19 protein-coding genes are annotated in these 18916 nt (G+C 54.9%); 2 read left to right on the forward strand and 17 right to left on the reverse strand.

The genetic code is table 11. The features are described from left to right. Positions 1-37: 37 nt before the first annotated feature. The 16 genes from PGR29_RS20940 to PGR29_RS21015 form a co-directional block, all read right to left on the reverse strand. Positions 38-541, reverse strand: coding sequence for a serine acetyltransferase (locus tag PGR29_RS20940; RefSeq protein WP_087859111.1), 504 nt, complete (start codon positions 539-541; stop codon positions 38-40). 11 nt (positions 542-552) lie between these two features. After that, positions 553-1968 carry a DUF4832 domain-containing protein gene (locus PGR29_RS20945; protein WP_316425232.1) on the reverse strand — a complete coding sequence of 472 codons (1416 nt, stop codon included), beginning with the start codon at positions 1966-1968 and terminating at the stop codon, positions 553-555. Between the two features lie 7 nt (positions 1969-1975). Next, complete coding sequence (locus PGR29_RS20950; RefSeq protein WP_015704480.1) at positions 1976-2389, reverse strand: hypothetical protein; 414 nt, start codon at positions 2387-2389, stop codon at positions 1976-1978. A gap of 11 nt (positions 2390-2400) precedes the next feature. After that, positions 2401-3501 carry a glycosyltransferase family 4 protein gene (locus tag PGR29_RS20955; protein WP_113374934.1) on the reverse strand — a complete coding sequence of 367 codons (1101 nt, stop codon included), beginning with the start codon at positions 3499-3501 and terminating at the stop codon, positions 2401-2403. After that, positions 3498-4712, reverse strand: coding sequence for a glycosyltransferase family 4 protein (locus PGR29_RS20960; protein ID WP_271031971.1), 1215 nt, complete (start codon positions 4710-4712; stop codon positions 3498-3500). Before PGR29_RS20960 ends, PGR29_RS20955 begins: the two co-directional genes overlap by 4 nt. After that, complete coding sequence (locus PGR29_RS20965; RefSeq protein ID WP_045391122.1) at positions 4693-5718, reverse strand: glycosyltransferase family 2 protein; 1026 nt, start codon at positions 5716-5718, stop codon at positions 4693-4695. Before PGR29_RS20965 ends, PGR29_RS20960 begins: the two co-directional genes overlap by 20 nt. Next, positions 5711-7093 (reverse strand): capsular biosynthesis protein, encoded by a 1383-nt coding sequence (locus PGR29_RS20970; RefSeq protein ID WP_087859116.1) that lies wholly within the window; start codon positions 7091-7093, stop codon positions 5711-5713. The genes PGR29_RS20965 and PGR29_RS20970 overlap by 8 nt, the downstream gene beginning before the upstream one ends. Further along, complete coding sequence (locus PGR29_RS20975) at positions 7084-8301, reverse strand: lipopolysaccharide biosynthesis protein (RefSeq protein WP_316425234.1); 1218 nt, start codon at positions 8299-8301, stop codon at positions 7084-7086. Before PGR29_RS20975 ends, PGR29_RS20970 begins: the two co-directional genes overlap by 10 nt. 5 nt (positions 8302-8306) lie before the next feature. Further along, positions 8307-10394, reverse strand: a complete 2088-nt coding sequence (locus PGR29_RS20980) for a GumC family protein (protein WP_271031972.1) — start codon at positions 10392-10394, stop codon at positions 8307-8309. A 1-nt stretch (position 10395) separates the two neighbouring features. Beyond that, entirely contained in the window at positions 10396-10950 is a 555-nt protein-coding gene (locus tag PGR29_RS20985; RefSeq protein WP_032707499.1) for a polysaccharide biosynthesis/export family protein, read from the reverse strand. Further along, a complete protein-coding gene (locus PGR29_RS20990; protein WP_316425235.1) occupies positions 10947-12233 on the reverse strand; it encodes an outer membrane beta-barrel protein in 1287 nt (428 codons plus the stop codon). The genes PGR29_RS20985 and PGR29_RS20990 overlap by 4 nt, the downstream gene beginning before the upstream one ends. Beyond that, positions 12223-13626, reverse strand: a complete 1404-nt coding sequence (locus PGR29_RS20995; RefSeq protein WP_087859120.1) for an undecaprenyl-phosphate glucose phosphotransferase — start codon at positions 13624-13626, stop codon at positions 12223-12225. The genes PGR29_RS20990 and PGR29_RS20995 overlap by 11 nt, the downstream gene beginning before the upstream one ends. Before the next feature lie 371 nt (positions 13627-13997). Then, the gene (locus PGR29_RS21000) at positions 13998-14210 is read right to left on the reverse strand and encodes a DUF1471 domain-containing protein (protein WP_087859121.1); all 213 of its coding nucleotides are present in this window, start codon (positions 14208-14210) and stop codon (positions 13998-14000) included. Positions 14211-14367: 157 nt separating this feature from the next. Beyond that, the gene (locus tag PGR29_RS21005; RefSeq protein WP_045391102.1) at positions 14368-14784 is read right to left on the reverse strand and encodes an SRPBCC family protein; all 417 of its coding nucleotides are present in this window, start codon (positions 14782-14784) and stop codon (positions 14368-14370) included. 32 nt (positions 14785-14816) lie between these two features. Beyond that, positions 14817-15614, reverse strand: a complete 798-nt coding sequence (locus PGR29_RS21010; protein ID WP_316425237.1) for an SDR family NAD(P)-dependent oxidoreductase — start codon at positions 15612-15614, stop codon at positions 14817-14819. Positions 15615-15658: 44 nt separating this feature from the next. Then, on the reverse strand, positions 15659-16669 hold the full coding sequence (locus PGR29_RS21015; RefSeq protein WP_087859123.1) for an aldo/keto reductase: 1011 nt from the start codon (positions 16667-16669) through the stop codon (positions 15659-15661). A gap of 150 nt (positions 16670-16819) precedes the next feature. Between PGR29_RS21015 and PGR29_RS21020 the strand changes: the two genes are divergently transcribed. Together PGR29_RS21020 and PGR29_RS21025 are read left to right on the forward strand one after the other, a co-directional pair. Then, on the forward strand, positions 16820-17713 hold the full coding sequence (locus PGR29_RS21020) for a LysR substrate-binding domain-containing protein (RefSeq protein ID WP_015368059.1): 894 nt from the start codon (positions 16820-16822) through the stop codon (positions 17711-17713). 108 nt (positions 17714-17821) lie between these two features. Then, positions 17822-18190 carry a hypothetical protein gene (locus tag PGR29_RS21025; RefSeq protein WP_228302482.1) on the forward strand — a complete coding sequence of 123 codons (369 nt, stop codon included), beginning with the start codon at positions 17822-17824 and terminating at the stop codon, positions 18188-18190. Between the two features lies 1 nt (position 18191). Here the strand turns inward: PGR29_RS21025 and csiR are convergent, their stop codons facing one another. Further along, a complete protein-coding gene (gene csiR / locus PGR29_RS21030; RefSeq protein ID WP_316425238.1) occupies positions 18192-18884 on the reverse strand; it encodes a DNA-binding transcriptional regulator CsiR in 693 nt (230 codons plus the stop codon). Between the last annotated feature and the right edge of the window lie 32 nt (positions 18885-18916).

The following is an 18916-nucleotide window of genomic DNA, read 5'->3' on the forward strand; positions in this document are numbered from 1 at the left end:
GGAGCCAGGCTAAGGCTGGCTATCTCCGTTGCCGGTATTACGATTTCAACACTCGAAATGGCTGGCCGACCACTACCTGACCGGCGGCCAGATCTTTCGTCACCACGGTACCCGCGCCAATTTTAACATTATCACCCAACGTCACCGGGCCGATGACCACCACGTGGGCGCCGAATTCGACGTTATTGCCAATCACCGGGCTTGCCCCTTCGCGGCCTTCGCTATCCGTCAGGCTGCCGATGGTGGCTCCCTGACGCAGGATACAGTTTTCACCGATGACGGTGCCGCGGTTGAGGACGATGCAGTGCGGATGATACAGCTTCAGCCCGTAGCCGATCCGCGTCTGCCACGGTAGTTCGACGCAAAACAGACATTCGTTAATCAGTTTATTGAGAATAACGAATGGAATGCCGAGCAGCTTGTAAAACGGGTTGCGGCTGCGATACAGCGTCGCGAGGCGATAGAGCAGAATCGCGATTTTCGCCTTCATACTGCCGGTATGTTTGATCTCGCGGCGGACCTGACTGATGGCATTAGGCATGAATTCTCCGTTTACTTAAGGGAAAAGGTGGTCAGTTGATACCAGCCGTCGGCGGTTTTGCCTTGGTTGGCCAGCAGCAGCCGCGGCTTGCCCTGGGTATCGGTAATGGCGGTCTGCAATGCGTAATCGCCTGCGGGCAGCGAGGCGGGTAGCGTGAGAGTGACAGTGCTTTGCATATCCCCCGGCAGCCAGCGGCGCACATCATCCTGGGTTTTTAACTGGGTAACCGTGGCGCCGGCGGCGTTGACCACGCGCCATTGTACCGGGTAGAACAGGTAGGCCGGAGCGACGCCATCATTACGCCAGGTGACATTGATCGCTAACGGCTTACCAGCCTTAACCGGCGTCTCGAAGGCGAGTTTGTTAACCCGGAAACGGTAGCCGATTCGCAGTAAGGCTTTATCGACAATATCGCGGTATTCCGCCGGAATCGGTCTTGATTTCAGGTTCAGGCTGCTGGCGTGTTGCTGCAGCGCCCAGTCGAAGGTAGCCTGCACCTCTTCACGCGTGTAGTGCTGCACGCTCTGCCATTCGCTCATATAGCCGCAGATCTCAAGGCTGACGGGCGCTCGTTTCCAGCTATCGACAAACCCCGGCGCGGCGGCCTGGGCGGCGGCCAGACGCTGCGGATAATCATCGCGCATATGGCTCCACTCGCTGGAGAAGTTATGCCAGTCGCCCCAGCAGTCCGCCCGCCAGCCCGCGCCGCGGCGGCTGGCCGAGGCTAGCGAATCGCCGCCGCTAATCAGCATGATTTTCGGCGTTTTCGGGAAGCTATCGAAATGCATATCAACATAGCGATTGAGCTGCTCCGGCGTGTATTTCTCCATTAACGGCGGAATGTCGCTAAAGTTGGAGTTGTGCCATTCGCCCCAGGATCCGACCATGCCGATATCGATAAAGGCCAGTTCCGGATTGCCGTCGTAGCGCTGACCAAGGGCATTCAGCAGTTTTTGCGCATAGGCGATAAACGTTGGATCGCTGAGATCCGGCACGAAGGTTTTGCCGTCGGCGACCCACTGTCCTTTGATCCCTTTAGCGATCAGCCAGTCGGGAATTTTTGATCCCGTTTGCGGCTCGTCGAGCGCCATTACCCGCAGGCCGACGTTCATGGCTGGCTGATGGCTGGCGGCGACGCTAAAAGCGTTATCGATCGGCGCGAAATTGTAGACCCCTTCCTGTGGTTCCAGCTCGCTCCAGTAGAAGCGATCGTACTCAAAACCGGTATCGGGATACTCGGCGCGGGTCGGTTTTTCACCATAGCCATCATGAAAGCTGGCGACGCCGATGCCCGGATTGGTGAGCAGACCGTCGAATGGGGGCGGGGTGATGACCGTGGTTTGCGCGCCAACGGATGCTGACGCCAGCGTGCTGGCCAGCAGCAGGGCGCGAAACAGGGGGGCTCTACGCAGAGATGATTTCGCCATACTCAATTCACTTTGTCATGTGGTCATGAAGATTAACAAACCACGTCCAGATACCGACATGGAAATTTTTAAATACATCAATGCCTAATGCTGATTTCAGCATATAGAGCGCCAGCAGGATCGACAGCAGGGCGAATACCACGCCAAGCGTAATCAGCAGCGTCGCGAAGATGCGTCCGAACAGAGTGCTTTCGCGCGAAACTTTGCGCAGATCGCGACCAAAAAGAAACACCACAAAATAGCGACGATGCAGGAACGGAAAGCTGTGGCGAAAATCGATGCGATGGCGTGACGCCAGGTTGGCGCGTACCAGCGCCTGCTCGATTCCCCGTTTCTGCTCCGCGGTTAATGAGGTTTCCACCTCCTGGTCAAGCGCGGCATAAAAGCGCTCGACTACCAGTTCAGCTGTAGATTTCGGCACGAGTAACCTGCTTACGTTAAGCGCTGATAGACTTGCGCGGTTTGCGCGGCAATTTCCGGCCAGCGGTACTTCGGCATAAACTCGCTGTAATCCGCTTTTTCACCTGCGACCCATTGCTGCAGTTTCTGCGTCAGGGCCGGAACGTTGCCGACCGGGAAGTAGTCTGCTGGCGGTAGGCCAATTTCAAGGTTGGCCGGAATGTCGCTGACTACCACCGGCAGCGACCACGACATGGCTTCCAGCAGCGCGATCGGCAATCCCTCATGATAAGAGGGCAGCACGAATAGCCCGGCCTGCGAGAACAGCGTATGCAGCGGCGCGCCGCTGATAAAGCCGGTAAGGATAACGTTTGGCGTGGCGGTCGCCTGTTGCTTCAGACGCTCGCTATATTCATCGGCGTGGTCGGCATCGCCAATGAGCACTAGCGGTACCGAACATCCGGCGGCGGCATAGGCGGCAACGAGATCGTGCAGTCCTTTCTCTTCGACAAAACGGGCCACGGCAACGATATACTGGCCCGGTTTTAGACCGTATTTATCGAGGATCTCCGCCTGCCGATCCGCAGGAGGCAGGTCGACCTGGCGCACGCCGTTGTAGATAACATGGGCGTTATGGCGGCCATGCTTGTGCTTAATCAGATTATTGATGACCTCGGAAATGACGATCACTTCATTGGCGTATTTCACCGCCCATTTTTCGCCAAGGCGCAGCATCTCTTTGGCCATCCGGCCCCATTTCTGCCGATCGTAATCCGGGCCATGATGGGTAAAGACGACGCGTTTTCCCAGCAGACGCAGCAACGGCACCACCAGGCCGGGGCCGACGGCGTGAACGTGAACCACGTTGGAGCCGTCGAATAAGGTACTGAATGCCGCCAGCGTCGAGTGAATAATAGCCTCGAATTTACGGCTTTTCGGCGCCCACAGGCTCTTGAGTTTAACGCCCTGATATTCGCTGCGTCGGTAGTTCACATAGGGCGAGCGGGCGATCACGCAAACTTCCGCGCTGCCCTGGCGATAGATTTCCGGGTATAAATTCTGGCAGTGCGTTTCCACGCCGCCCTGCACATCGGGGATCCCGCGAGTGCCTAATACCGTGACGTTGATGGTCATTTTTTCTCCCCGACAAGTTGCTGATAAAGCGCCTGCAGCACCTGCATGTGGCGGGCGAGATCGTATTTTTCTTCCAGCCGCCGGCGGGCGTTAATTCCCATACTGCGGGCCAGTTCAGGGTCCGCAGCCAGTTTGTCCATCAGTTGCGCCAGCGCATCGCTATTGCCGGGCTCAACCAGATAGCCGTCGACGCCGTCACGGATCTGTTCCGGGATACCGCCAATATTGCCGCCGATCACCGGGCGGCCAAAAGCCATGGCTTCGAGCACCGACATGGAGCAGTTTTCATAATATTCAGAGGGGACGACTACCGCGCGGGCCCCGCGAATAAGGTTATTCAGCTCCTCGCCGTGTTTCATATAGCCGAGGAACTGCGGGCCGTTGAAGCGCGCGCGCAGGTCTGCGCCCAATGGGCCATCGCCGACAATCTTAAGCGGCATCGCCTCCCGCATTTTTTGCTGCGCCTGCGCCAGCGTCGGCACGCCTTTTTCCCGACTCAGGCGGCCAATATAGAGAAAATAGTCGCCTGCGGTTTCGCCGGGCACGGTGCTATTGGCATCAATACCGTTGACGATCACTTCAATGCGGGCGTCGGGCAGCTTACGCAGCAGGGTCTGGCGCATAAACTCGCTCGGGGCGATGATACAGTCGAGCATGGCGTAATTTTGGGCGAATTTCTGCCAGTAGGCTTCCAACGATAGCAGCAGGCTTTTGAAAGTATCGCCCTGCTGGCAGCGGTGACGAAAAGCGTTAATCACCGACCCGGTGAGACACTCTTCGCAGACATGACCATCGCGCAGCATGGTGTAGGAAGGGCAGACGATTTTGTAATCGTGGGCGGTGAGTACCGTTTTGCAGCCAAAGCGTTTCGCCACGCCGATAACGGCAGGCGTAAGTTGATGATAGATATTATGAAAATGAACAATATCCGGCCGCTCGCGCAACAAAAGCGTGTTGAGCTTCGCGCAGGCCTCGGCATTATAAATAAAGTCCACCCCGGCTTTGATTTTGCTCATCAGGCCGTGACTGTCGTGATAATCGACGTTATGGACGAAAAATTCCTCCCACGGCGACGGTTTATTTTCCGCGTGCTGCATGCTGAAGTCGACCACCTGGTAGCCGGCTTGCAGCATCGCGTCGCGCTCCTGAAAATAAACGGTTTCCGCGCCGCCTTTGATAAAGAAGAATTTGTTAACGAAGAGAATTTTCATTTTCAGTATCAATATGCTGTGGATTCGAGACGGTCACCGCCGGGCGTTTCATCGGATCGCGCACTGAATTAATCACCCCGCGCAGCAGCCCCGCTGAAAATAGCGATAAGTTAATCGCGCTCTGCACGCCATCGCGCAGCGATTTATTTTTAATGGCCTTCAGAGCGATAAACGCCAGCAGCGGCAGCAGGGCGATGGCGATAACCTTGCCATTGAAGGTCAGTAGACAAATCAGTAAAACCAGCAGATAGAGGGTGAAGATCAGCTCATTACGTACAATCCGCAGCGCCGCCGGGAAATGGGCTTTACCCCAGCAGTTACGGAGCAACTCGCCCGGCGCCCACAGAAAGCCGTTCTTCCAACGGTAGGCCAGCATTTTAAAGGTCGGCATGGTGTAAGAGGCGTGGCTAAAGTAGGGCGCCGCCAGGCGATGCAGCTTGTAACCTGCTGCCTGTAAACGAATACCCAGCTCCGCTTCTTCGTAGCCGTGCAGGTTGAGGTTGGTCAGATAGCCGATTTTCTCGATCGCTTCACGGCGATACAGGCCGCCGCCGCCCAGATGATCGGTGTCGCCCTGCGGATAGATCAGGTGCAGGCGCTGCTTGCGCGATTTGAACTCATAGTTAGAGGCATCATCCATCTCGACGCTGCCGGCGACTCCCGCGTACTCCGGATGTGTCTCGAGGAATTCGACCGCGGTATCCAGAAAGCCCGGCTCCAGCTCCATATCGCCATCCAGCAGCAGCAAATAATCGCCTTCGCTATACAGCCAGCCCAGCTGGTGGCCGATACCGCAGCAGCGGTCGGCGGCGTTATCCAGACACACCACCATCGCGCCTTTCGCGATAGCCAGTTCGCGGGTGTTATCCGTTGATAAGCTGTCGGCGACGATGATTTGATGCGGGTACGGTTGCAGCTGTTTGCGCACGCTATCGATGGTTTTTTCGATGCCCTGCGCTTCATTCAGAGTCTTGATGCTGACGGTAATTGATGGCGTTTTATTCATAGTGGGTACCGGAGTTAAGACGGACAGCGCGGTGGATGACAATCAGCGCCCCAAGGGATAACCATAATAAAAACTGTAGCATGGGAATGATCATCAGGATCTGGCTGTAGGGCAGGCTGAGTAGACAGCCAATGACAAAAACGTAGAACGCCGGCGCCGAGCTAAGGAGTTGCAGATCCTCAAGCTTGAGATCGTGGCGCGAAAAGGTCTCTTTCGGCCGCATGGCGACCAGTATTGAGGCGATGGTGCCAATGAACAGAATGATGCCGATAATCCCCACTTCCCACAGCAGCATGCTTAAGGCGGTGGAATCGAGGATCAGGTGATACCAGGCGCCGATATATCCCGGCGAGACGGTACTGCCGCTGTTGGTGGCGTTAAGACCGTAACCAAACAGCATGCCGCCCGGGCCGAACAGTTCGTTATGCTGCAGCCAGAAGAAGAGGGTGGTAAAACGCCCCAGTTCGCCGCTTGGCATAATGTAGTTAGTATCAAAAATATAGCCCAGTGAATCGATAAATACCGATAGCGCGCTTTTGGTCGGGTCGCCGCCGAAGGCCGAGGAATAGTTGGAGGCCAACACGGTAATAGCAACAAAAATTAATAGCGCCATGCCGGCGGCGATGATCAGCAGCGATCGCAGGCTAACTTTACTCACGCCGCTTACGTAGCCGGGCAGGATCCATAGCAGGGCCAGCAGGAACGGCGATAGCAGAATGACGAATTTTACTTCCCCCACTACGCAGAGGAAGAAACCCAGCGCGATGTGGATCACCAGCGATTTAAATGAGCAGATGCCGTGCTTAAACTCCGACACTTTCATGAGCATGATCAGCAGACAGAACATCCCCATCGCCGCGGTGTTGCCGCCGCCCATCGGGTCGCCGCCGAAAGTGCCGACCACCGAGTCCCACTTCTCATCTTCGCCGCGAAACGCCACCCGTTTAGGCACCACGAAAATCACCTGATAGATAGCGACCGGGATCTGCACATAGTAGATCCAGTAGAAAAGCCGCGTCAGACGGTACAGCTGTGATTCACTAAACATGCCCAACAGCATGCAGAACATCAGCAGCGAGAGCGCCAGCTCGTTTTTAAAGCCGACGATGGCGGTGACGATCCCCGACTGCAGTACCGTTGAGACCAGCCCGAGTACGATAAAGGTGAGATACAGCGCCAGTATCAGCTTTTCCCGCCCGGTGAGCGCCAGCGGCTGCGGGCGGCTCTGCATCAGGAGCAGCACCGCCATCACCAGCACCAGAAAAAATGGCAGCCACAGCACGGCCGCGATACCGGTGAAATACTGGACCGTACCGCAGAACACCAGCGTCATCAGGGCATAGGCTTCGAGATAGCGGCCGGTGTTTAGCTGCATATTTTCTGCTCCTGCAGCGAAAGCGTTTTCGCCCGCTGATTCATTTTGAGCAAAATGAACAAGTAACGCGCGAAGGTCAGGAACGAGAAGGCCAGCAGGGCGATTTCATAACTGACGCCAAAGTACGGCAGGGCGATGAAGGCGATGACGATAATCAGCAACTGCTCAATCTGAATACGCAAAAAGTAGCGCCGGGAGCCGAAGATCAGTTCGATCACCGTGAGCGGGCTGACCGCCAGCGCGGCGAACAGATAAGGCAGCATGTAGCGCGAGGTGGGGATCGAATTCAACCACTCCTCGCTAAAGCCAAGGCGCATCACCAGCGGATAGAAAATCCAGATACCAAGGATGCATACCGCGGCGGCGCCCAGCAGCAGCAGGCGAACCTTTTTATATTCCGGATAGTTAAAGGTGTGGTTGCGAAAATCCATCGACCATTTAGAAAAGATGGAGTTGCGCACGGCGTTACCGATAATCATCACCGGCGACAGGCAGAAACGGCTGACTACCGAAAAGTAGCCGGCGACCAGCGGCGAGAACCAGATGTTAATCAGCATGGTCGGCAGGTTATTACTGGCCATCGCCAGCACCTCGGCGCTGCCGACGCGGCTAATATGCTGCCAGTGCTCGCGTAAAAAACGCAGATTCGTGGCAATCGAAAAGTGGCGCAGCGTTAAGCTTTTGAAGTTAAACAGGCGAATCAGGCAGGCGATCAATAGCAGCAGGATCCCGACCATCCACGCCAGATAAAACAGCGTTGGGTTGGGCATCACCAGCAGCGCAATGGCCACCACCAGCGACACCGCAATGCGCTGGAAAGTCAGGAAAGGATAGTTGCCGCCGCGCAGGGAAAGGTTTTCCGCCACCAGCACCAGCGCATAGCCAAAGGTCAGCAAATAGAGAAACACAATGTTCAGTTCGAAGATAAGCCCGGTAATGACCGCCCAGGGGAGGGCCATCATCAGGCTCTGCAGCAGGCAGAACACCACGTTCTGCCCAAGCTCGTGATCCTCCTGACGGGGGATTAGCAACTGCGAGGCAAAGGTACAAACCTGCGCGCCGATCAGCACATTGCTGTAGATCATCGCGTAATGGCCGACCTCCGCCATCCCGTAGCGATGAGAGATAAGCCAGACCGAAAAGGCGCCGATCAGCTGTGAAAGCACCGATGAACTGGCGATGGATGAAATACTCTTAATCAGATTCATAGGCGCTATTTCGGAGCAATGAGTTCGCGCATCTGGCGCTCAAGCAGGCGTTTACCTTCCTGCGTTTCCAGATGTTCTTCGCGCACCTGGTTGAGCACGCTTGCCACCCGGCGATTGCCCGCACTCTGCAGACGTTGTTCCGCTTTGCGGATCCGCGGAGCCAGTTCGCCGGCCTTAACCACCAGCAGAGTCATATCGCTTTGTGCTGCCAGCAGCAGACTATCCTGCGCCTGGTTGAGCGCCGGAGCGTCGATGATTAGCGTATCGTAAGTCTGATGCAACGTTGTCAGCAGCGCCGGCAGGCGTTCAGAGGTGAGCAACAGCAGCGAAGAGTCGTTGAGTTTGCCGCGTGGCATAAAGTCCAGTTGATCATCCAGTTTGACGACGGACTGCTCCGGCATGCACTCGCCGTTCAGCAATTGACTAAAGCCTTGTTTATGTTGCGGAAATTTGGCCGATAATCCCTGAGTGGCCAGGTAGTCGAGGTCAATCAGCAGCGTTTTACGCGATTTGCTGGCTGAGCAAGCCAGCAGTTCGGCAATAAACGAACTGCCGGAACGGGATTGCACCGAAGTCACCAGGATGGTGGCGGGTTTATCGCGCTGATTGAGCAACGCCAGCCGTAGGCTGTGGATCATATCGGCGTAGAGCACGTTATGGAAAATCTGCTGCGCGTTTTCCAGATGCGTCAGGAGCGGAAATTCGCCGCTGGCCTCGAGGGCGGTTTTCGCTTTGAGCTCGCTGAGGCTATTCACCGTTTTATCCAGCGCGGTACTGACGATCAGGTACATGATATACAGCGCCAGCGCCATCATGGTAATCATCACGATTAACAGGCCGCGCTGGGGTTTAGACGGGCGGTCCGGCGGCACGGCGGCGTCGTAAATGACTTCATCCGGTACCGAGAAGGTCTCCGACAATTTCTGCTCGTTAGCGCGCTGGTACAGCGACTTATAAAGCTCTTCGGTTTTATTCAGCGCGGTGGTCATGGTGTTGTACTGGTCGCGCTTGGCGCCGAGCGCCTGGAAATCGGCCTTCTGATCGTTGAGCATTTTTTGGTAGTGCTGCTCATCGTCGAGGGCGATTTGATACTGCTGGCGCAGGCCGTTAAACAGCTCGCCCAGTACCTGACCGAGCTGGGCATTCACCGCCTGTAGCTGCGCCTGGGCCTGCAGATATTTCGGATGCTGCGGGCCGTAGTGTTTGGCCGCTTCGGAAAGATTGCGCCGCGTCTGGATGAGCGCAATGCGTAAATCCTGCACCTGCGGATGACCGGAGATTTCCGGCAGCGAGATAATCTGTTCTACCGGTTTACCCTGCTGGCGACGGACCTTGTCCCATACCGTCTGCGCTTTCAGGCGGCGCTGGGTGGCGTCGGCCAGATGGTTAATCACAATCCCCAGCCGCTCGGTCTCATAACCATCCATGCTGCGGAAGGTTAGTAATCCGTTCTGCTTGAGGAAGTTATCGATGTCTGCCTTCTGCTGATCCATTTTGGTTTTCAGGTCGTCCATCATTTTTTCGTTCCAGCCCTGCGCCTGAAGCAAGGTATTTTGCTTCTGCTGCAGGCTGTAATCGATGAATGCCTGGGCGACGCCGTTGGCGATATCGGCGGCTTTCTGCGGTGATTTCGCTTCCATCGACACGGCAACCAGTTGGGTGGTGCGCACGCCGGAAATGGTCAGGCTTTTTTGCAGCGCCTGAATAGCATTATTAATACGCGCGGTTTCGTCGAGATTATCGCCGCCGTTAAATTCGCTATCCTGCTCCAGCTTTAATTTGCGCACCGCGGCATCGAGCACCACTCGTGACCCCATTAACGCGTACTTGGTCTCGTAGTAATCGCTGCGCGTGGAGTCGTAGTTTTCCAGCCGCGGTAGGGGAGAGACGTCCTGCGACTGCGCTTTGAACAGCACGGTAGCGGTCGCCGTGTAGCTGGAGGACATAAAGCGCGTCAGAATAAACGATGCCACGGCGGCGACAATCACCACCGCCAGGCACCAGATAAGCTTGTGCTTAATTTTGTTGAAATAAGGCGTGAAGTCGATAAAGCCTTCTTTCTTTTTCGCGTTTTCGACCAGTGAAATTGCCATATCAGAAGAAACTCATGCCAATAATGATGGTATCTCCTGCCTGCACGGCGGAGTCGGCGGCGACATTTTCCAGCAGCCTTCCGCCGCGGGCCTGTCGAATTTGAATATCATGACGGTCGGCGCGGTCGGTGAAACCGCCGGCCAGGGCAATGGCTTTTTCCGCCGTTAAACCCGGCTCCCAGGCATATCCATCCGGTTTTTTCACTTCGCCGAGCAGATAAACTTTGCGGTATTCGGCGATGCTCACCGTGACCATCGGCGCCTGTAGGTAGTTACCGCGCAGTTTATCGGCGATTTCATTACTCACCTGTTCAGGCGTTTTGCCTTTTAACAGCAGCGATCCGATATAGGGGTAATCAATGCTGCCGCTATTATCGATTTTTACCCGCATCGTCAGATCCTGCTCCCCGGAGACTGCAATATTGACTTCATCGCCCTGGTCCAAAAGGTAGACGGCGTCCGGCGGCGTTTTAATGGTCTGCGGCGGCGTCGAACAGCCCGCCAGCAGTAGCGCCAGCAGCGGAAGCATCACCAGTGTCCTGTTTAAAAAGGTCATAGTTGTACCTGCGTCATAAAAATAATGGCCGAATCGTCGTAGCCCAGGGTGCGGTCAACCGCATGCGAGTAGTCCGGGCCAATATAAAAAGTGTCCGTATCTTTATTTGAGTGCATGGTGTTCCATTGCAGCTTCAGCTTAAAGTTAACCGATGGTCGGAAATCATAGTTAAAGGTCAGCGACAGCAGATTAGACTTATCTTTGCGCTTATTGCTCTGATGCTTATAGTCTTCGGTGATATATGAATAATCGACCAGAGTTGAGAAACGATCCACCAGCCAGTGATGTTCATAGCCGACGCCGAAATTTGACACCAGGATATAGCCGCCGGAGTCGGTGGGGTCCTTGATGCGCTGGGAACTGTGTAGGTTAACTTTCATTTGTTCCAGCGGTTTCCAGTCGGCGTTGATATCCCAGTTCAAGCCGTTAAAACCCTGTGAGTCCGGGTTATGGATAAAGTCTTTGTAGAGCCAGGCGACGTTACCGTTAATCTCCGTTTTACCCGACAGGCGATTCTTCATGCCGACCAGTAGATAATACTCATTGCTGTCTTTTAACGGATTCAGCTCGTAGCGGCGCTGGTTGGTGATAAAGCTATAGCGATAGCGCAGCGTTTTAGCTTTCTGGTCGAACAGTTCGGCCACCAGGCTGTTTTCATGCCACTCCTGATCGTGCATGTAATAGTTAAAGTCATCGCTGGCGTCTTTGATGCTGTCGAGGTCGCGAAAACGCAACTGTTTATGCAGTAGCGCGACTTCAACTTTACCGCGGCCTTCCGGCGCGCCGTAGCTGTAACGAAGCTCGCTATTAAAGAAGCGGGTGCCGATCGGTTTGTTGATGCCAAACTCTTTAAACTGCTCGGGCAAAAAGCCTTCGGTGGTGTCGCGGCCGCGCTCTTCATGACCCAGCGTCTCATCGAGATCCAATGACAGCCCGTGCATGCTGCCAAATCGCCATTTGCCGTTAAACATAAAAAAATGGTTATTGCGATTATCCGCGCTATCGTTGCCATAGTTGCGGTAATCGCCGGAATACATCAACAGGTAGCGGTCTTCATACCGTTCGCCGATGGCTTTGACGATAGGTTTAATATTCTGGTAGCTGGAACCGATTTTATTTTGGTCGTAGCGCTGCCAGGTCACGTTGTCATCGTAACCGATGTCATAACCCAACTGGCTCTCGAAATCGATGCCGGCAACACCGGTATGCGGTTTTGCCTGCAGGTCGGCGTGTGCGTAAGGCACAGACAGCAAACCGGCCAGAACGGCGAACCTAGAACGCATTTTTGCCTACAAAGCCCCGGAAGAAAGTCAAAAAGACGATTTTGAGATCGAGGAACAGCGACCAGGACTGGATGTAGGCCAGGTCGTACTGAATTCGCTTCTCCATTTTGTCCAGCGTATCGGTCTCGCCGCGGAAGCCGTTAATCTGCGCAAGCCCCGTGATCCCTGGTTTAACCTTATGGCGAATCATGTAGTTCTCCACCAGCACGCGATACTGCTCGTTATGCGCCACCGCGTGCGGGCGCGGACCGACGATCGACATCCGCCCCTGTAGCACGTTGAAAAACTGCGGCAGTTCATCCAGTGAGGTTTTACGCAAAAAAGCGCCGAATTTGGTGATGCGCGGATCGTTGCGGGTCGCCTGAGTGACCACGGCGCTATTTTCCATGACCCGCATGGTCCTGAATTTCCATACTTCTATTTGCTTGCCGTTGAGGCCATAACGATTCTGTTTAAATAAAATCGGCCCCGGCGAGGTGAGCTTGATACCAATCGCCACGAACAGCATCGCCGGCAGGCTAATTAAGGTAAAGAAAGAGCCGAGAATGATATCTTCAATACGCTTGATGATCGCCCCTTCGCCATCAAAAGGCGAAGTGAAGATACTGATAGTCTGCAGATTGCCGAACATGCGCAGCTGGGAAATATGCGAGCTGTAAGAGAATAGATCCGGTACCAGGAATACATCGACGGTTGTGTCAGAGAATTCATTAAGAAACTGCTTAATACGCTGCTGCGCAACCATGGGGAGCGCGATGTAAATTTCATCAACGCCGCCTGTTTTCGCCAGAGCCAGCAGATCGCGCGAGTTGCCTTTTCTTTCAATACTCATCAGTCGGCTATCGCGCTGGTTGTTGCGATCTTCAAAATAGCTGATGATGATGCCGCGCTGTGAGTACTCTTTTTGTAAAGCCTGCTCGATGGCCAGGCCCGCAGGCGTAATACCAAGAATCGCCACCCGTAACACCGAGTTAAACAGATAATGCGCGGTGATTGCCCGCACCACAAAGACAATTAAAAATATAAATATCGAACACTTAGCCAAACTGACGGCCAGCGGGATAAAATTAACTACAGATTGTGCGTTAATTAACCACTCGGCAACGACAAAAAATAAAAATGAAACAATACTACTTAGGCATACGCTTAATATAAGTGCGGCTGATTTTGTGAAATAGTGGCCTTTAAATTGTCCGGAATACAGTTGGAAATACTCATTAATTCTTATGAATACTAATGAATAGATAATGCCAACGAGCGCGGAAGCGGTAGAGGGTTCAGTGTAAAAATATTTTAAATAGATAAAAATCAAAATGTTGACGGTGAGGAAATCCAGTAGTTTTATCAACTTGCTATAACGGGAGTGATAAATTTTTATATTGTTATCTGCCATTTTTTGCTCGTTTAAAATGAGTTATTTAAACATCGTTATGCTTTAGTTTTAAACTAACTGGAAAGCCTGATAATCATTCACATTTGCAATAAATGGTTATCAATCATCATTGTAGACTATGAGTTGGGTAGTGTCGACAAATCTCACTTTAAAAATAAAACTGTTTTTTAATGTTCTTTATGCGAGTTATTTAAGCGGGAAAGAGGAGGATTAATACCGAAGTATTAATTGTTGTTGAGCGTAAACATAGAGTGGAATTCAGGGTGTAGGACTAATTGCAGGTGAAACAACCGGAGTCTGGAGAGTGAGAGTTCTTAGCCCCCGGCCAACTCAAGATGCTGAGTTGCCGGGGCTCTGAAGAGTACCCGACTTTACTTGTACAGCTCGGCGCTCATCGTCACCTTATTCCCCATATGGGCGCTGGTGATTTTATAATCACTCGCATTCAGTTCTTTCGCTTTTTTGGCAATCACCGCTTCAGCGGAGTCAAGCGTATTACCGGTCGCAGTGACGCTATGCGCGGAAGCGGTAAAGGCAAAAAGTGAAAGTGCGGCTGCGGAAAAAATAGTCGATACGGTTTTCATGTTCATAATCCTGGTAAGTTGTTTCGTTAACGTCGCCCGTTGCAACGTGATGGCGTAAAGGATATGCCCCGCCCGTTGTCTGAAAAAGACGGCAACGGGCAATAGACTTTTCTTCTTTTGTTCATAAAAGGAATGGCCTGGCCATTCCTGGCAACAATCAGGCGCTAAAGTTATTTTTCAATGCCTGCAGGCCGTCGCGATAAATACCGCTGAACAGCGCTTCGGCATCCGCGTCGCTGACGTTAACCGGCGTGAAGCTGCCGGACCACTCGACGCGGGTGATATTGCTATCGGCAGTGGCCACTACCGCGATCGTGGAGAGGTAATCCACAACCGGGAACGGCGCCTGGATTATCGAGTAGCTATAGCTGCGCTGGCGGTTATCAAACGCCTCCAGACGTTCAATGACCGTGCCGCCATCGGAAGTGGTCAGCGTACGCACGCGTCCTCCTTCGCTCACTACGCTTTTCGGGATGAACGGCAGCCAGTCGGGCAGCGAGTCAAAGCCGCCCATCAGTTGCCAGACCTGGTCGACAGAAGCCGGGATTTCGATAGATACAGTAGTATTAGCCATTTTATTTCTCTCTTTATGTCAGATGATTAGAATTACATTGCCAGGGTGTCGACGACGCCGCCATCGACGCGCAGTGCAGCGCCGGTAGTGGCCGACGAAAGCGGCGAGGCGAGATACACCGCCAGGTTCGCCACTTCGTCGACGTCCGCCGCCCGCTGGATAATCGAGCTTGGGCGCGCGGTCTTCACAAATTCATCAGCCTGTTCACGCGGGCTGCGGCCAGACTGCGCGGCGGCCTCCGCCAGCATCTCCTGCAAACCTTCGGTGAAGGTGGGGCCGGGCAGAATAGCGTTAACGGTGACGCCGGTACCGGCGAGCCGTTTCGCCAGCCCGTGGGAGACCGCGAGATTGGCGCTTTTGGTCACGCCGTAGTTGATCATGTCGGCAGGAATCGCGACGCCGGATTCCGAGGAGACGAAAATAATGCGTCCCCAGCCGTTGTCGATCATCCCCCGGGCGTAGTGGCGCGACAGCCGCACGCCGGAAAGCACGTTGACGTTATAAAAGTGCATCCACTCGCTATCCGGTACGCTAAAGAAATCTTTATCGTTAAAGATGCCGAGGTTGTTAACCACCACATCAGCATGCGGCTCGGCGACGAGCAGCGCGCTGACGCCCTCCTCGGTGCTGAGGTCGGCGACCACCCCGCGCAGCTGCGCATCCGGGAGTTCGGCATTAATCGCCGCTATGGCGGTATCAACACCGCGCCGTTGACGGCCGACGATGACCACGGTCGCGCCCGCCTGAGCAAGGCCTTTAGCGATGCCAAGCCCGATGCCGGAAGTGGAGCCGCTCACCACGGCGACTTTATGAGTTAGATCCAGTTTCATGGTGTCTCTCTTGTTTTAAGAGGGGCCCTGTGGCCCCGCTAAAATTAACGAATCGGCAGCGGCGCGTTATCAGCCACCAGATTCTGGCTGCGCATCTCTTCCCAGAAAGCGGCAGGGATGGTCGCTTTCAACGCGGCCAGATCTTCCGCCATACGGCCCGGACGGCTGGAGCCTGGGATCACGGCAGCCACCGCCGGATGAGCCAGGGCAAACTGCAGCGCCGCGGCTTTCACATCCACCTGATGACGGGCGGCAATGGCCTTGATCTGCGCCACCTGCTGGTGGATCGCCGCAGAGGCTTTCTGGTATTCGAAGTGTTCACCGCCGGCGAGAACGCCCGAGCTGTAAGGGCCGCCGACAACGATATCGACATTCTGTTCCAGCGCTTCCGGCATCAGGCGCTGCAGGGCGCGTTTGTGGTCCAGCAGCGAGTAGCGGCCAGCCAGCAGGAACGCATCCGGCTTCGGTTCGTCGAGCGCTAAGGTCAATTCACAAGGTTCGACGCGGTTTACGCCCAGCCCCCATGCCTTAATTACGCCTTCTTCACGCAGGCGGGTCAGCGCGCGGAAGGCGCCGGTACGGGCGATGTTGAACTGCTCCAGCCAGCTGTCGCCGTAGAAATCCTGCGCCGGATCGTGGATCCATACGATGTCGAGATGGTCGGTTTTCAGCCGTTTTAGACTGTCTTCAATAGAACGCAGGGTGGCGTCGGCCGAGTAATCGTTGAGGATTTTGTTCTTCAGGCCGTATTCGAAAAGACCACCTTTCTCACCGAAATCACGCGTAGCCGGGTCTTCCATTTCATCAAGCATGATGCGGCCGACTTTGCTGCTCAGAACGAACTGGTCGCGAGGGTATTGCGAGAGCGCTTCGCCCATCCGGATTTCAGAAAGACCGGACCCGTACAGCGGAGCGGTATCGAAGTAACGAACGCCCAGATCCCAGGCGGCGGCGACGGTGGCGTGCGCCTCGTCTTCCGGGATGTTGCGGAACATGTTACCCAGCGGCGCGCCGCCTAAACCGATGTTGCCTGGTAGAATATGTTTGATGCTCATCTAAGATGTCCTCGATATTGGGTTCCCGTTTTGGGAAGGGTTCTGTGCGGGCGATTTGTGCTGTCGCCCTGTGACGGAGATCACAATACCTTGCGGTGTTATGACTTGATAGGACATAATTCGTCTGACTTAAGTCCTTTGAGGTCTCACATGATTGATTTACGCCAGTTGAAGTACTTTGTGGTGGTAGCGGAAGAGGAGCATGTTGGCCGTGCCGCCGAACGCTTACATATTTCGCAGTCGCCGCTCAGCCGCCAGATAGCCCAGCTGGAGGAGCGCCTTGGGCTCATGCTGTTTGAACGTAACCAGCAGCGTATTCGCCTGACGGCGGACGGGCAGACGTTTTTGGCCGAAACGCGCTCGTTGCTGACCCATGCCAACCGTCTCGAATCATTAGGTAAACGACTGGGGCGCGGCGAAGATGGCGGGTTGTGTATCGGTTATATCGAAAACGCCATGCACTCCGGCGTGCTTTCTACCGCGCTGCGCACCCTACGAACGTCTCGCCCGGACGTGCATATCGCGCTGTATAGCCAGCCGCCAGCCACGCAGATTGAGGGCCTGCGCCAGCGCAGTCTGGACTTCTCGCTGGTGGACATGCCGCCTTCGGCGGGCGAACAGGATCTGGAGTATACCCAGGTGCTTGATGACCGGATGCTGCTGGCTTTGCCGCAGAATCATCCGCTGGCCGCTGCGGAAAACTTGCAGCCGGCGCAGCTGGCCGATCAGCAGTGGATCGCGGTTATCCATAACGACGATGCCCATTCGCGCGATGATTTTGTCGCCGCCTGCGTGCGTGCGGGTTTTAATCCGGATATTCGTCTGGAAGCCGGAGAGCCATTAACGGCCCTGGGGCTGGTGGCTGCGGGACTGGGCGTGGCGCTGATCCAGCACAGCCTGCGGCATAACGCCCCTGAGGGGGTCGTGCTGCGGGAAATTCCGTGGATGAGCTATTCGACCCAGCTGTGGGCGGTATGGCACAAAGCTAACCAGCGCCCGCTGGTGATGCACTTTCGCGAAGTGCTACGCGGCGAGAATAATTAGGAATATTCCTGGAATAGGACGTGGCGGCACGAAAATCCGCCGCGATCCCTGCCTGCGCAGCCAATTCATGTTACCGTCAAATATTGACCCTAAAATTATAAGATCTTCATGAAATTTTTATTATCTATCAGTTTATTAAGCTGCTTCCTTTCTCCGGCTTTCGCCGGCACAGCGGTAAAATTATCCTGCTCTTTACGCAAAAACGTGACCATCTCGCGTTTCCATTACCAGCTATCGACCATGAAGTGGGGCGACCATTTCCAGGTCGCTTCCGGCATGCGTCAGGCGCAGACCAAAAATCATATTCCCTATCGGGTAACCAGCTTTCGTAACGGCGACGATCTGGTCTTTTTCCCGGACAGTCAGGAGTACTTTTTCTTCTACTCGGGAATGGCGACGCCGGACCGCTGCGTGGTGGAGGAACACTACGAGTATCCGGTCACGCAGCTGCCGTATTATAAAAAGCCCGCCGCCTGAATCAGGTCTGCTGCGTCTGCAGTTTGCCGGCCATCGCCTGTTGGATAATCGGGATGGGGGTAAGTAAGTGCTCGCGCATGAGCGCGCTGGCTCGCTCGGCGTCGCGCGCCAGGATGGCTTCCAGCAGCGTCTGGTGCTGGACATGTTTATCTTCCAGCATTTCTACCGACAGCACGGTGGTGCGTAGCCAGATGAAGCGGTAGCGCGCCGCCAGATCGAACAGCCGTTCGCGCATCTGCAGTAAATACTGCGAACCACAGCCGGCGACAATGGCGGTATGAAACGCCTGATGGCGCTGATCCCATTCATCGAGTAAGCGCTCACTGGCTTCGCTGGATTCCAGCTTATTAAGCAGATGCGCGCGGGCCAGCAGCTCGGCTTCCCACTCATCGCCACCGCGCTCAATGGCGAGGCGCACCAGCATGGCTTCCATATTGGCGCGGGCATCGAAGATATCGAGGAGTTCCGCCTCGGACATCGAGGCGACACGATAGCCTTTTTGGTTGACCACCGTCACCAGCCGCTCGGCCACCAGCTGCGAGAGCGCTTCCCGCAGCGGCCCGACGCCAAGCTCATAGCGCGACGTCAGCAGGCTCATACGCAGTTTTTCATCAGGCTGATAAACGCCGCGGATGATGTCGATCTTCAACCAGCGGTATCCATCAATGGCCGTCGCTTGGGGAATGGCGGTCATAGTCTTGCTCCTGAATACATTTCCCGGCCTGC

The sequence above is a fragment of the Klebsiella sp. 141203 genome (genome assembly GCF_032601985.1).
Classification (GTDB): domain Bacteria; phylum Pseudomonadota; class Gammaproteobacteria; order Enterobacterales; family Enterobacteriaceae; genus Klebsiella; species Klebsiella aerogenes.